This is a genomic window from Donghicola eburneus, from assembly GCF_900115865.1.
Classification (GTDB): Bacteria; Pseudomonadota; Alphaproteobacteria; order Rhodobacterales; family Rhodobacteraceae; genus Donghicola; species Donghicola eburneus.
Window position 1 is genome coordinate 352,555 of the sequence record NZ_FOXY01000003.1, and the last position, 13,794, is coordinate 366,348.

Below are 13,794 nucleotides of genomic sequence, written 5' to 3' on the forward strand. Positions count from 1 at the left end.
AAAAAAGAACGGGGCCCGCCGAATGGCAAGCCCTCGTCTTTCTGCTTTGCATAAATACTCAACGTCACGGACGCTCCAGCCGTCGCAAACGATGGTTATTCAGCGGCAACCGGTGTTGGATCGACCAGCGTCACGATATCCATCATGATCCGGTTCAATTCAAAGTCCTTGGGGGTGTAAACCTTGGCCACACCGAACCCAAGCAGACGCTGTGCGTCTTCGTCAGGGATGATTCCGCCGACGACCACAGGGATGTCCCCCAACCCCGCTGACCGCATCCGATTCATCACATCTTCAACAAGGGGAATATGACTGCCGGACAGAATCGACAACCCGACCACATGGACGTCATCCTCTTGGGCAGCTTTTACGATCTCTTCGGGTGTCAGGCGGATGCCCTCGTACTCGATATCCATCCCGCAGTCGCGCGCGCGGAAGGCAATCTGCTCTGCTCCGTTCGAGTGACCGTCAAGGCCGGGCTTGCCCACTAGGAACTTCAGGCGGCGCCCCAGCTTGTCGCTGACTGCGTCCACTGCCTCGCGGATGTCGTCCAGCCCCTCGGTCTTGTTCGAGATGCCGCGCGCGACGCCCGTCGGACCGCGGTATTCGCCAAAGGCGGCGCGCATCTCTGCGGCCCATTCACCGGTGGTCGCGCCAGCCTTGGCCGCTTTGATCGATGCGGGCATGACGTTGCCGCCAGCTTTGGTGGTCTCGCGTAGCTCGGCCAGAGCGGCCTGTACGGCGGCTTCGTCCCGCTCGGCGCGCCATTCATTCAGGCGTGCGATCTGTTCCTGCTCGACGGCGGGATCGACGACCATGATGCCACCGTCCTCGCCCATCAGCGGGCTGGGTTCGCCCTGCTGGAACTTGTTCACGCCAACGACGATGGTCTCGTTCTTTTCGATACGGTTCAGGCGATCCGCGTTCGATTCGACCAGTCGGCCCTTCATGTATTCGATCGAGCTGACGGCACCGCCCATGCCGTCCAGCTGCGCCAGCTCTTGGCGTGCGCCTTCTTTCAGGGCTTCAACCTTGGCGTCCACAGCGGGGTTGCCGTCAAATAGGTCTTCGTATTCCAGAAGGTCAGTCTCGTAGGCCAAAATCTGCTGCATGCGCATGGACCACTGTTGGTCCCACGGTCGGGGCAGGCCAAGCGCTTCGTTCCATGCGGGCAGCTGCACAGCGCGGGCGCGGGCCTTTTTCGACAGGGTCACGGCCAGCATCTCGATCAAGATACGGTACACATTGTTTTCAGGCTGCTGTTCGGTCAGGCCAAGGCTGTTGACCTGAACGCCATAGCGGAAACGACGGTACTTCGCCTCTTCAACACCATAGCGCTCTAGGCAGATTTCGTCCCATAGGTCCACAAACGCGCGCATTTTGCACATCTCGGTGACAAAGCGAATCCCAGCGTTCACGAAGAAGCTGATGCGGCCGACCAGCGTCGGGAAATCCTCGGCGGGGACGCGCGGGCGCAATTCGTCCAGCACGGCGGTCGCGGTGGCCAAAGCGAAGGCGAGTTCCTGTTCGGGCGTCGCACCGGCCTCTTGCAGGTGATAGGAACACACGTTCATTGGGTTCCACTTGGGCACGTTCTGGTAGCAGTACTCGGCCACGTCCGCGATCAGCTTGAGCGAAGGCTTGGGCGGGCAGATATAAGTCCCGCGCGACAGGTATTCCTTGATCAAGTCGTTCTGGACAGTGCCCTGCAGCTTGGAGACGTCCGCGCCCTGTTCCTCTGCCACCGCAATATAAAGAGACAGCAGCCAAGGCGCCGTCGCGTTGATGGTCATAGAGGTGTTCATCTGTTCCAGCGGGATCTGGTCGAACAGGGTGCGCATATCCCCCAGATGGCAAACGGGCACGCCAACCTTGCCAACCTCGCCTTTGGCCAGGACGTGGTCACTGTCGTAGCCGGTCTGGGTGGGCAGGTCGAATGCGACCGAGAGACCGGTCTGACCCTTGGCCAGGTTACCACGATAAAGGGCGTTCGACGCGGCTGCGGTCGAGTGGCCAGCATAGGTGCGGATCAGCCAGGGGCGGTCTTTCTGAGTCTCGGTCATCGGTGCCTCGCAATGAATACGGTTCAGCAATTTTCTTGCGTTCGTGTCTTAGTACTTGGAATTATATGGCGCTGTCAATTCGCCGCGATGCGGCACAAACCCCTATTTTTCAAGATGCTCGCGCAGCATTCGACTTTGGTCGCGACATAAAATTTCAAAATGATGCGTGAAAACTGTTGCGATGTTGCGTGGCCGATTATATCCATGCTGCAGAGGCAGCGCGATTCTGCGCCGCAGAAGAGAGTTTACCCCCGAAACTTCGGGAGCATGGAGGCACGACGATGGCACTTGATACAAACACTGGGATTGCCCCCTACGATGCGCCGGAAAAGGAACTGTACGAAGTGGGCGAAATGCCGCCCCTCGGCTATGTTCCCCCGAAAATGTATGCTTGGGCGATCCGCCGCGAGCGTCACGGCGAACCGGAAACTTCGTTCCAGAAAGAGGTCGTAGACACTTGGCAAATCGACAGCCACGAAGTGCTGGTCCTCGTGATGGCTGCCGGTGTTAACTATAATGGCGTTTGGGCAGGTCTCGGCCAGCCGATCTCGCCCTTTGACGTTCACAAGCAAGATTACCACATCGCAGGCTCTGACGCCTCGGGGATTGTGTGGGCCGTTGGCGATAAAGTGAAAAATTGGAAGGTGGGTGATGAAGTTGTCATCCATTGTAACCAGGATGACGGCGACGACGAAGAGTGCAACGGCGGCGATCCGATGTTCTCTCCGACTCAGCGCATCTGGGGCTACGAAACCGGTGACGGCTCGTTCTCTCAGTTCACCCGCGTGCAGGCCCAGCAGCTGATGCCCCGTCCCAAGCACCTGACTTGGGAAGAGAGCGCCTGCTACACCCTGACTCTGGCGACCGCATACCGGATGCTGTTCGGTCACCACCCGCACGAGCTGAAGCCCGGCCAGAACGTTCTGGTTTGGGGCGCGTCGGGCGGTCTGGGTTCGTACGCTATCCAGCTGGCAAATACTGCAGGTGCGAACGCAATCGGCGTCATCTCGGACGAGAGCAAGCGTCAGTTCGTTCTGGATCAGGGTGCCAAAGGCGTCATCAACCGCAAGGAATTTGACTGCTGGGGTCAGCTGCCCACCGTGAACTCGCCCGAATACAATGCGTGGCTGAAAGAGGCGCGCAAGTTCGGCAAGGCGATCTGGGACATCACCGGCAAGGGCGTGAACGTTGACATGGTCTTCGAACACCCCGGCGAGTCGACCTTCCCGGTTTCGACCCTGATCGTGAAAAAGGGTGGTATCGTTGTGATCTGCGCGGGCACCTCTGGCTTCAACTGTACCTTCGACGTGCGCTACATGTGGATGCACCAGAAGCGTCTGCAGGGCTCGCACTTTGCGAACCTGAAACAGGCTGCCTCGGCGAACCGTCTGATGTGCGAGCGTCGTCTGGACCCCTGCATGTCCGAAGTGTTCGAGTGGGAGCAGATCCCGCAGGCGCACACTAAAATGCTGCGCAACGAACACAAGCCCGGCAACATGGCCGTGCTGGTTCAGGCCCCCAAGACCGGCCTGCGCACTTTTGAAGAGGCACTTGAAGCCAAGTAATCTTCCCGCTCACGGAAATTAAGCTCGTAGCCGCGCATTCTCACTGGATGCGCGGCTTTTTTTGTCCTGCTTTTGTAAATTTATATGTTAGTGGCAATTAAAGTCTTGAAGTCGTGGACGCGTCACAGCAATCTGCGATTGTTTATTTATATTGTTAAGCGGCGCACATTTTTTCACGCGGCTCCGCTGTTTTATTACTAGGAGTTTTGTTGTGTTGGACACTTCCATCGCGTCTTTGCTGGATCAAATTCAGAATATTCAAGATGAAGACGAGCTGGATGCCTTTGTCTGCAGCCTAAGAGACCATTTTGAGACAACGCACAGTGCTTTCTTTGTCATGAAACCCTGCGGCGGCATCAGTTTTTTTGGTACCTACCCTAAGGAATGGAGCAACACCTTCTTTGCAAAGGGCTATGATCGGCACGACCCCATTATTTTGGCCTGTTACAAGAACTTTCTCCCCGTCGATTGGCAAGATCTGGATTGGTCAGGCCGACAGGCGCAGATTATCTATCAGGTCGCTTTGGCGCACGGGCTCGGCCCCCAAGGATATACGGTGCCAATTCGCGGACCTCGTGGCCAATATGCTGCCTTCAGCCTGTGTGGTCGTGAAAACGGAGAGGAATGGCGCAAGAAGTGGAAGCGCTTGCGCGTAGATATTCTGACAGTCTGCCATTTTCTGAACGCACGTGTCCTAGAGATCTGTCCGAAGACTCAGAATGACCCTTACAAGGTGTTATCGCCGCGAGAGGTAGATGCCATGTCATTCTTGGCGCGGGGTTTCAGTCGAGCACAGATTGCCGAAACATTAAATATCTCTGAGCATACTTTGCGGGCTTACATCGAATCCGCCCGCCGTAAACTGGACGCGGCCAACACCACCCACGCTGTGGCCAAGGCGATTTCCCACGGGTTCATTCTGGTCTAGGCGTTTTGTCAGTTCCGTTGGCGCGTAGCCCTGTGTAGTGTCCGCGCCATGAGCGTTCCCAGCATTACATTCTCAGAAGATCAGGCCGAGGCCCATGACCGCATCACGCAACTGATGCGCGGGGTTGGGGTGGATCTGGACAACGGTATCCTCACGCCTTTGGTCGAGGAAAAGCAATCTATTCTTGGCATTACGGGTAAGGCGGGGTCGGGTAAGACCATGCTTTTGGCCGCAGTCGTCAAAGCGCTCGAAGAAGCCGGCGTCGAGATCGTTTCTGGCGACTATGAGGGTCGCAAGAAAAAGGAGCGTCGGACGCTCGCGATCCTTGCGCCAACGAACAAAGCTGCCAGCGTTCTGCGTATGCGGGGGGTACCTGCGACCACGATCCATCGCATTCTCTATAGCCCCGTTTATGATCCAGAATTTGAACGCGTGGCCGAATGGCTGGCGGGCAATGCCGAGCGGCCAGAGATCGAAGCGCTGACTGATGAAGCACTCGAGCGCGCCAAGGCGAGCTACGAGCTGCACAAGTCTGTGCCGGGGGCCTTGGCGGCTGCTGGATTGCGCGGCTCGGACTTTATCACCGGATGGAAGCGCCGCGAGCATCCGCTGGACATCGGTCTGGTGGACGAAGCGTCGATGCTGGATGACCGGCAGTTTGACGATCTGCGCGATATCTTTCCGACGCTGATGCTGTTTGGCGATCCGGCGCAGCTCGCGCCAGTGAACCAGTCGGGCAAGATGGTGTTCGATAAGCTGCCCGAGCCTGCTGTCATGCATTTGAACCGCATTCACCGGCAGCAGAACGACAGCCCAATTCTCGACATTGCGCATGCGCTCGCCGATCCGGACTTGGGATTTGAAGATTTCGAGCGCCTGATCGAACAAAAAGCCCGCGAGGATGATCGCGTGGTCTGGGGGCAGAGGGTCGAGGTTGACCTGATGGCTCGTAGTCCTGTTCTGGTGTGGCGCAACGCGACACGTATCCGCCTGATCAATGCCTTCCGTAGTGTGTACGGCGCGCCCGAGACCGAGCTCTTGGAGGGCGAGCCGTTAATCTGCGATGGTATCGAGTTGCCTCTGAAGCACCGCAAAAAGCGTATTGATCTAGAGGCGCGTGGCCTGATCAAGGGTGCGCAGGTTGTCTATCTGGGGCCTGGCCGCAAGCCGGGTTTCTCGCGACTGCACGTTTTGGGGGCTGAGGAGCCTCAGGTCTCGGCGGCGTCGATCGTGAAAATCGAGAAGCCAGATGAGGAAGAGCCGTTTATCCCCTTTGCAGCGCGGATGGGGGCTGCGTTCTTGCACGGCGCGGCGGTGACGATCCACAAGGCGCAGGGATCGCAGTGGACAGACGTTCAGGTTTTTGCACCCGATATCTATGCCGCAGCGCGAATGGGACGAACCGAAGCGGGCCAACCCCTGTGGAAGCGGTTGGCCTATGTGGCCGTAACACGCGCGTCAGAGCGGCTATATTGGGTTGTGCGCCCGCGTTTGTCCAAGCCAAGTGGGCCACTCAGCGTCGTGGACTTGGGCGGTACGCCCGCACCCTTGCAGATGGACTTTACGGATTAAGAGAGGCGCTGCCCCTCTCTTGCGTGTTGCGCAATTCACTCCCCGGAGTATTTCCAGCAAAAAGAAGTCAGCGGCGGATCAGCTGGAAAAAGGTGGATGCACCCCAGCCAGCGGCAACCGCAAGAGCGAGGCTGAGTAGGCCGTAGAGCAGGGGCTGCTGACGGGACAAGGTGAACAGCCAGCGTTCCAAGCCGACTTTGCGGACAAGGATTGGAGCCTCTTCGTGGGTCAGGACAGCGCCCTCTCGTGTCACAAAAATACGGGTGGTGTATTCACCTTCGGTCAGGTTCGCAGGCAGTGTGATCCGTGTATCGAACAAGGTGCTTTCCCGGAGTTCGGCAGAGTTCTCGTTGATCAGGTAAGAGCCATTGCGTTCGCGGATACGGATTAGCGCGTCGGTAAAGCTACCTGCGTCTTCGATCCCTTGTGGGGCGCCGACAGATCGTATGGCGCGGGGGATCGATATTTTGTGCCGCAGATCTTCGGTCTCGGACAGGATGTCAGGCAAAGGTCCCGTGGTGGCAACGGCGTAGAAACTTGGGGCACGGTCGATTTCAACGGAGTCGGTGTTCATCCAGATTCCGGCTACACGCTCTTTGCGCCAAACAGTCGTAGGGCCAGAGGGTCCGGCAACGGTGATGATGACGTGCAGGGGCTCTTCTTCGGGATCGACAGCGCTGAGGTCGCGTTTGATCGCACCGTAGATCAGGATGTCGGAGCCATCAAACCGGGTGGTGATCCGCACCTCTTCTTGGCTCAGGCCAAGTACCAGTTCTTCGGCCTGCAAGGGGAGGGCGAGGAGGCAAAATGCGATGAGGGAAGCTAGAAGTCGCATCACGACGTCCCGATTGAATACAGGTCGGACGGAGTCAGCAACAGATCAAGCCCCAGCTTGCCGCAGACCAGCAGAACGAGAGCGGCAAGCGCAATGCGCAGCTGCTCCGCCTTGAGCTTTGCGCCGATCTGCGTGCCGAATTGCGCACCAATGACGCCGCCCACCAGCAAGAGCAGGGCGAGTACGATATCGACGGTGTAGTTCGTGGTTGCATGTAGCAAAGTGGTAAATGCGGTCACAAAGATGATCTGGAACAGCGAGGTGCCGATCACCACCTTGGTGGGCATGCCGAGGATATAGATCATCGCGGGGACCATGATAAAGCCGCCGCCCACGCCCATGATCGCGGACAGGATGCCCACCGACAGTCCGACGAGAAAAGGCGGAATAGCCGAGATGTAGAGCCCCGATGCGCGGAACCGCATCTTGAGCGGGAGGGTCTGCGCGATACCGCGGCCACGCTTTTTGCTCTTGGTCGGGCCTTGGCGTTTGGATTTGCGCAGAGCGTTCAAGCTCTCGATCATCATCAGGCCACCGACGATGCCGAGAAAAACTACGTAAAAGAGGTTCACCAACAGGTCCACTTGCCCAAGCTGTTTGAGCAAGGTGAATACGTAAACCCCAAGCGCCGAGCCAACGAGGCCGCCTGCCATGAGGACCAAGCCCATCTTGAAATCAACGGTCTTGCGTTTGAGGTGCGCCATCAACGCCGAAAAGGACGAAGCGACAATCTGGTTCGCGCCTGTGGCCACGGCTACGGCGGGTGGAACGCCGATAAAGAATAGGAGTGGGGTGATCAGAAAGCCGCCACCAACACCAAACATGCCAGATAAAAGACCCACGATTCCCCCAAGCCCAAGCAGGAGGAACGCGTTGACTGAAACTTCGGCAATCGGGAGGTAGATCTGCATGGTTCACCGTAGCGTGTGTCCTGTGCAGAGCACAAGAAAATCGCAACGCGCCCAATAGCTTCGTGTCGGACGTGTTGCACTGCAGAAACGGGGCCGCGCGGGCCCCGTTCATCTCAACGCTCTTTGACGTAGGGCTCGCCGCCTGCGCGGGGCGGGATTGCCTTGCCCACGAACCCAGCAAGGAAGATGACCGTCAGGATGTAGGGCAGGACGTCCATCACCTGAACCGGAATGACGATCCCGCCGAGGTCAAGGTTCTGGTAGCGCAGCGCCACCGCTTGGAGCAGTCCGAACAGCAGACAGGCCCAGAGCGCATTCCAAGGACGCCACTTGGCAAAGATCAGTGCCGCCAAAGCGATAAAGCCACGGCCCGCTGTCATATCTTTGACAAAGCCTGCTTGCAGGCCTGTTGCCAGATAGGCCCCAGCCACCCCGCAAAGCACGCCACAGATCAATACTGCTGCGTAGCGCAAGCGAGTCACCGAAACGCCCGCTGTGTCGACTGCCGCAGGGTTTTCGCCCACAGCGCGCAGGCGCAAACCAAAGCGGGTGCGGAACAGAATCCACCACGTGATCGGCACCAGCGCGAATGCCATGTAAACCAGCACCGAATGGCCGGAGACCAAGTCGCCGTAGATCGGCCCGAGGAAGGGCACGCCAGACAAGGCATCTGCAAAGGGCAGGGTGATCGGCTCGAACCGCGCTCCGCCCATGAGGCTTGGGGTGCGGCCCCCCTGTTGAAACCAGCTCTGCGCCACAAGGACAGTCAGACCGGCAGCAAGGAAGTTAATCGCAACCCCCGAGATCAACTGATTGCCGCGAAAGGTGATTGATGCCAGCCCGTGCACCAAAGCGAGCAGCATCGATGCGCCGATGCCTGCCAGCAGCCCCAGCCAGACAGAACCGGTCACATAAGCCACAGCGGCTGAAAGGAAGGCCGCAGCCAGCATCTTGCCCTCTAGCCCGATGTCGAACACGCCCGCACGCTCGCTGTACAAACCAGCGAGACAGGCTAACAGCAGCGGGGTTGCCAGACGGATCGTGGAGTCGAGTATCTGGATAAGTGTCAGAAAATCCATTCTCAGGCTCCTTTGCGCAGGGACAGGAAGATGCGTTCCAGCGGCATTCGGACCATGTGATCCAACGCGCCTGTGAATAGGATCACCAGCGCTTGGATCACCACGATCAATTCTCGCGGTATGCTGGTCCATAGTGCCAGTTCCGCGCCGCCTTGATACAAAAAGCCGAACAGCAATGCTGCGATCAGAACGCCGAACGGGTGATTGCGGCCCATCAGTGCCACTGCGATCCCAATGAAGCCAGCGCCTTCGACGGCGTTCAGGACCAGACGTTCCGCTTCGCCCATGACGTTGTTCACGGCCATCAATCCGGCAAGGCCACCCGAGATCAGCATCGCGATCATGGTGATTTTGACAGGGTTGATGCCTGCGTAGACTGCCGCAGGCTCCGAATGTCCAAAGGCGCGGATTTCATAGCCCAGACGAGTGCGCCACAGCAGCAGCCAAACCGCAAGACAAGCCAGCAGCGCTACAACGAATGTCACGTTAGCAGGCGCGGCTTTGGAAAACTCGATACCGATCGGGGCCAGCAAGTCGTGCAGGGTCGGCAGGTGCGTGCCTTCGGGGAATTTGTCGGTGGCGGGGTCCATAGAGCCAACCGGCCTCAGCAAGTTCACCAGCAAGTAGTTTAGCAGGCCTGCTGCGATGAAGTTGAACATGATCGTGGTGATCACAATGTGGCTGCCGCGTTTGGCCTGTAGGTAGGCTGGGATCAGAGCCCACGCCGCGCCAAACAGCGCTGCACCAATGGCTGCAACAGGCAGGGCGAGCAGCCAGTGGGGCAGAGGCAGGTACAAACACGCCAGCGCCACGCCAAGGCCGCCAAGCATCGCCTGACCTTCGCCACCGATGTTGAACAGGCGCGCGTGGTAGGCCACCGCAACCGCCAGACCGGTAAAGATAAAGTTGGTGGTGTAGTACAGGGTGTACCCCCAGCCATAGGTCGAGCCCAAGGCGCCAGACACCATCATCTTGACTGCGGCCCACGGGTTTTCACCGATGGCCAGAATGACCAGCGCGGACAGGCCCGCCGCCAGCAAAAGAGAAATGAGCGGGATCAGGAAAACATCCGCCCAACGGGGCATCTTATCCATGTTGGGACGCCTCTTGGCTAACGGGGTCACGGGTGTCGGTGATACCGGCCATCATCAGACCCAATTCTTTTTCATCAGTGGTTGCTGGATCGCGGAAGCCCATGATCTGTCCGTCGAACATCACCGCAATCCGGTCGGACAGGGCGAAAATTTCGTCCAACTCAACAGAGACCAGCAGGATTGCTTTGCCTTGGTCGCGCAGAGCGATGATCTGTTCATGGATGAATTCGATCGCGCCAATGTCTACGCCGCGGGTGGGTTGGCCAATTAGCAGCAGATCAGGATTTCGCTCGATCTCGCGGGCGACCACGATCTTTTGCTGGTTGCCACCAGAGAAGCTCTTGGCCGAGAGCCAGCAATCAGGCGGACGCACATCGAATTTGGCCATCTTTGCCTGCGTGTCCTGACGCAGGGCATCGTTGTCCATGAATAGCCCGCGCTGGTATTTTTCATCGCGGTGATAGCCGAAGGCAACGTTTTCCCATGCGTGAAAGTCCAGAATCAGACCTTCGCGGTGGCGGTCCTCAGGTACGTGGGCGATGCCCAATTGACGGCGCGCGCTGGCGTCGGCTCCTGCGCCCGACAGGGGCAGGGGCTGGCCGTTCAGACGGATGGAGCCCTTGGCCTCGCGCATCCCGCCAAGGACTTCGAGAAGTTCTGACTGACCATTGCCCGCGACGCCCGCGATCCCAAGGATTTCGCCTGCACGAATGTCCAAATCGATGCCCTTCAGCCGCTGGACGCCGGAGCTATCGACCACTTGCAGGTTCTCAACCTCTAGAATCTGTGCGCCCGGCGCAGCAGGAACTTTGTCGACACGCAGTAGAACTTTGCGGCCGACCATCAGTTCGGCCAGATGCTCTGGGCTGGTCTCGGCCGTTTTGACCGTTGCTGTCATCTCGCCGCGGCGCATGACGCTGACGGTGTCGGTGATTTCCATGATCTCGCGCAGTTTGTGCGTGATCAGGATGATCGTTTTGCCTTCGCGGCGCAGGTTTTCCAGAATGCGGAACAGGTGATCCGCCTCGGCGGGGGTCAGGACGCCAGTTGGTTCGTCCAAGATCAGAATTTCGGCTCGGCGGTACAGCGCCTTCAGGATTTCGACCCGCTGCTGGTGCCCGACGCTCAGATCCTCGACGACCGAGTCAGGGTCCACGTTCAGCTCGTATTCTTTGGCCAGAGCGGTCAGTTCTTTGCGCGCCTTGGCCAGTGAAGGACGCAAGAGCGCGCCATCTTCTGCCCCGAGGATCACATTCTCGAGGACGGTAAAATTCGGAACCAGCTTGAAGTGCTGGAACACCATGCCGATGCCCGCCGCAATGGCGGCCTGACTGTCGGTGATGTTGGTCTTGGTGCCGTTGATAAAAACTTCGCCCGAGTCCGCTTTGTAAAAGCCATAGAGGATCGACATCAGGGTCGACTTACCCGCGCCGTTTTCCCCGATGATCCCGTGGATCGTGCCGGGCATCACACGGATCGAGATGTCCTTGTTTGCTTGGACAGGGCCAAAGGATTTCGAGATACCGCGCAGCTCGATCGCCGGAGCTTTGGCAGCATCAGGGGCGGCCATGTCTGGCCGCCCCGTATGTTGGTTGGAAACCATGTGCGCCTTACTCGACCGGGCAGGTGCTGTCGGCCATGTAGTCGTGCACGACCAGCTCACCGCTTGCGATTTTTGCGGCTGCCTCGTCGACAGCGGCTTTCATTTCCGCGGTGATCAGCGCTTCGTTGTTTTCATCAATTGCATAGCCAATGCCGCCGTTCGCGATGCCCATGACCTGAATGCCGGTTTCCAGATCGGTACCCGCCGAGAATGCCTCGTAGACCGCGTTGTCCACGCGCTTCAGCATCGAGGTCAGAACTTTGCCGGGGTGCATGTAGTTCTGGTTGCTGTCCACACCGATACCCAGAATGCCCTCGTCTGCTGCCGCCTGCAGAACACCAACACCGGTGCCGCCTGCTGCGTGGTACACAACGTCCGCGCCCTGCGAAATCTGGGCTTTGGTCAGCTCTGCGCCCTTCACAGGGTCACCCCACGCGGCAGGGGTGGTGCCGGTCATGTTCTGGATGACCGTCGCATCGGGGTTCGCCGCTTTGGCGCCCTGAACGTAGCCACAGGCGAATTTGCGGATCAGCGGGATGTCCATGCCGCCGACAAACCCAACGGTGCCGGACTCGGACTTCATCGCCGCCAGCATGCCGACCAGATACGAACCCTCGTGCTCGTTAAATACGACCGAGCGCACGTTCGGCTTGTCAGTCACCATGTCGATGATCGCGAATTTGGTGTCGGGGTAATCGTCTGCCACTTCGTCTAGCGCGCTGCCAAAGGCAAAGCCAGCCATGACGATCGGGTTTGCGCCAGCCTCGGCAAAGCGGCGCAGGGCCTGCTCGCGCTGGGCTTCGGACTGAAGCTCGATCTCGCGGTAGGTTTCGCCGGTTTCTTCGGCCCACTTCTGCGCGCCAGTGTGCGCAGCCTCGTTAAAGCTTTTGTCAAACTTGCCGCCAAGATCATAGATCAGCGCGGGTTCGGCTGCGGCGGCGCCTGCGGTCAGGGCCAGCGCGGCAGCGGCGCCAAAAAATTTGTGCATCATGGTCATGATAGTCTCCTGTTGGACGAGGTGCTGCCCTACAGCTTGGCGCACCTTTCGGCTGCGGACTCGTCTGGTCCGGCTCTGCCCAATTTAGTGCCGACCCATCCAGAAGGGTCAATAGAATTTTTGATTGTTTGGTCAGTTGACCCTGCGTTCAATCGGCGAGTGATCGCGACATCACCAGTGCGTCGACCACGCTGCCGTCCTGCAAATGGTAATAGGCCTTGCGTTTGCCCGTCTCTTGCCAGCCCGCGCGTCGGTAAAGCGCTGTCGCCGCGCTGTTTTCGACGGACACTTCGAGAAAGGCTGTCGCCGCGCCAAGCCGCTGCGCTTTTTCGTGAAATGCTGCGAGCGTACGCATCCCCGAGCCGCGCTTTTGATGGGCGGGATCAGTCACGATAGTTAGCAGCTCGGCTTCATCAAACATCACGCGGCCCAAGGCGAAGCTGTTGGCCTCTCCAACAACGAAAACGCCGTTCTGTCCCAAGAGGTCAGCGAAATCTTTAGCGCTCCATGCCTTGGTCTCGGTCATAGCGCGTCCGTGGGTGGTGGCGAGCGCGTCCGGTGTCACGGCAGGATGACAGGCGGCGCGTCCTTGGCAGGTGCCGCATCTGCTGCGCGTAGGTAGAGCGGCGCAGGCGCCTCTGTCTCGAATGCCGCGCGGGTCAGGGCGACCCTTGCAATCCGTTCCGCCAGTTCCGCAGGGGCAGGGGGCAAGAGCGCGGGCAGTTCGCCGTCCGTGGTCTTGGCCCTCATCAACGGCGCCTCGGGCGCGCAGCCATATCCTTGCTCGTAGATCTGGTCGCGCGGGGCAGGGACGTGCACTCGCACAGGGCGCGGGGCATCCAAAGCTGTCGCGTCCAGCGTCGATACGCCCACTGCCGGAATGCCCAAGGCCATGGCCATTCCGCGCGCTGCAGAGACCGATATCCGGATGCCTGTGAAATTGCCGGGCCCGATGCCCACGCCGATCACGCCGAGGTCCGACCAGGCGCATCCGCCCTCTGCCAGAACCTCTTCAACCAAGGGCACCAGATGCTCTGCCTGTCCGCGCGACATTTCCGTAGCACGCGCGGCGACCAACTGATCCCCGTTCAGCAAAGCGGCCGCGCAATGCGCGGCCGATGTGTCAAACGCCAGAGTCCAAACCATC

Annotated in this window: 12 protein-coding genes; 3 read left to right on the top strand and 9 right to left on the bottom strand. The window is 59.0% G+C overall.

Annotated features, from left to right (window positions below):
• Positions 1 to 95 precede the first annotated feature (95 nt).
• Complete coding sequence (locus tag BM225_RS07175) at positions 96 to 2,063, bottom strand: protein meaA (RefSeq protein WP_072707833.1); 1,968 nt, start codon at positions 2,061 to 2,063, stop codon at positions 96 to 98.
• Positions 2,064 to 2,344: 281 nt separating this feature from the next.
• On the opposite strand from BM225_RS07175, the gene ccrA reads away from it, so the two are divergent.
• The 3 genes from ccrA to BM225_RS07190 all read left to right on the top strand — a co-directional run bounded on the left by ccrA (position 2,345) and on the right by BM225_RS07190 (position 6,128).
• Positions 2,345 to 3,628, top strand: a complete 1,284-nt coding sequence (gene ccrA, locus BM225_RS07180; protein WP_092464044.1) for a crotonyl-CoA carboxylase/reductase — start codon at positions 2,345 to 2,347, stop codon at positions 3,626 to 3,628.
• A gap of 211 nt (positions 3,629 to 3,839) precedes the next feature.
• Positions 3,840 to 4,556 carry a helix-turn-helix transcriptional regulator gene (locus BM225_RS07185; protein ID WP_143095352.1) on the top strand — a complete coding sequence of 239 codons (717 nt, stop codon included), beginning with the start codon at positions 3,840 to 3,842 and terminating at the stop codon, positions 4,554 to 4,556.
• A gap of 48 nt (positions 4,557 to 4,604) precedes the next feature.
• The gene (locus tag BM225_RS07190) at positions 4,605 to 6,128 is read left to right on the top strand and encodes an ATP-dependent DNA helicase (protein ID WP_072707828.1); all 1,524 of its coding nucleotides are present in this window, start codon (positions 4,605 to 4,607) and stop codon (positions 6,126 to 6,128) included.
• Between the two features lie 67 nt (positions 6,129 to 6,195).
• Here the strand turns inward: BM225_RS07190 and BM225_RS07195 are convergent, their stop codons facing one another.
• From BM225_RS07195 to tsaB, 8 genes are all read right to left on the bottom strand, one after another.
• Complete coding sequence (locus BM225_RS07195) at positions 6,196 to 6,963, bottom strand: TIGR02186 family protein (RefSeq protein ID WP_072707826.1); 768 nt, start codon at positions 6,961 to 6,963, stop codon at positions 6,196 to 6,198.
• Positions 6,963 to 7,874: a sulfite exporter TauE/SafE family protein gene (locus BM225_RS07200; RefSeq protein WP_072707824.1), complete on the bottom strand. Its 912-nt coding sequence runs from the start codon at positions 7,872 to 7,874 to the stop codon at positions 6,963 to 6,965. Before BM225_RS07200 ends, BM225_RS07195 begins: the two co-directional genes overlap by 1 nt.
• Positions 7,875 to 7,987: 113 nt before the next feature.
• Positions 7,988 to 8,953, bottom strand: a complete 966-nt coding sequence (locus BM225_RS07205) for an ABC transporter permease (protein ID WP_072707822.1) — start codon at positions 8,951 to 8,953, stop codon at positions 7,988 to 7,990.
• 2 nt (positions 8,954 to 8,955) lie between these two features.
• Positions 8,956 to 10,047, bottom strand: coding sequence for an ABC transporter permease (locus BM225_RS07210; protein ID WP_072707820.1), 1,092 nt, complete (start codon positions 10,045 to 10,047; stop codon positions 8,956 to 8,958).
• Entirely contained in the window at positions 10,040 to 11,617 is a 1,578-nt protein-coding gene (locus BM225_RS07215; RefSeq protein ID WP_072707818.1) for an ABC transporter ATP-binding protein, read from the bottom strand. Before BM225_RS07215 ends, BM225_RS07210 begins: the two co-directional genes overlap by 8 nt.
• A 40-nt stretch (positions 11,618 to 11,657) precedes the next feature.
• Positions 11,658 to 12,647 carry a BMP family lipoprotein gene (locus BM225_RS07220; RefSeq protein WP_072707816.1) on the bottom strand — a complete coding sequence of 330 codons (990 nt, stop codon included), beginning with the start codon at positions 12,645 to 12,647 and terminating at the stop codon, positions 11,658 to 11,660.
• A 148-nt stretch (positions 12,648 to 12,795) separates the two neighbouring features.
• A complete protein-coding gene (locus BM225_RS07225) occupies positions 12,796 to 13,173 on the bottom strand; it encodes a GNAT family N-acetyltransferase (protein WP_245780434.1) in 378 nt (125 codons plus the stop codon).
• 35 nt (positions 13,174 to 13,208) lie between these two features.
• Positions 13,209 to 13,793, bottom strand: coding sequence for a tRNA (adenosine(37)-N6)-threonylcarbamoyltransferase complex dimerization subunit type 1 TsaB (tsaB, locus tag BM225_RS07230; RefSeq protein ID WP_072707812.1), 585 nt, complete (start codon positions 13,791 to 13,793; stop codon positions 13,209 to 13,211).
• Position 13,794 lies beyond the last annotated feature (1 nt).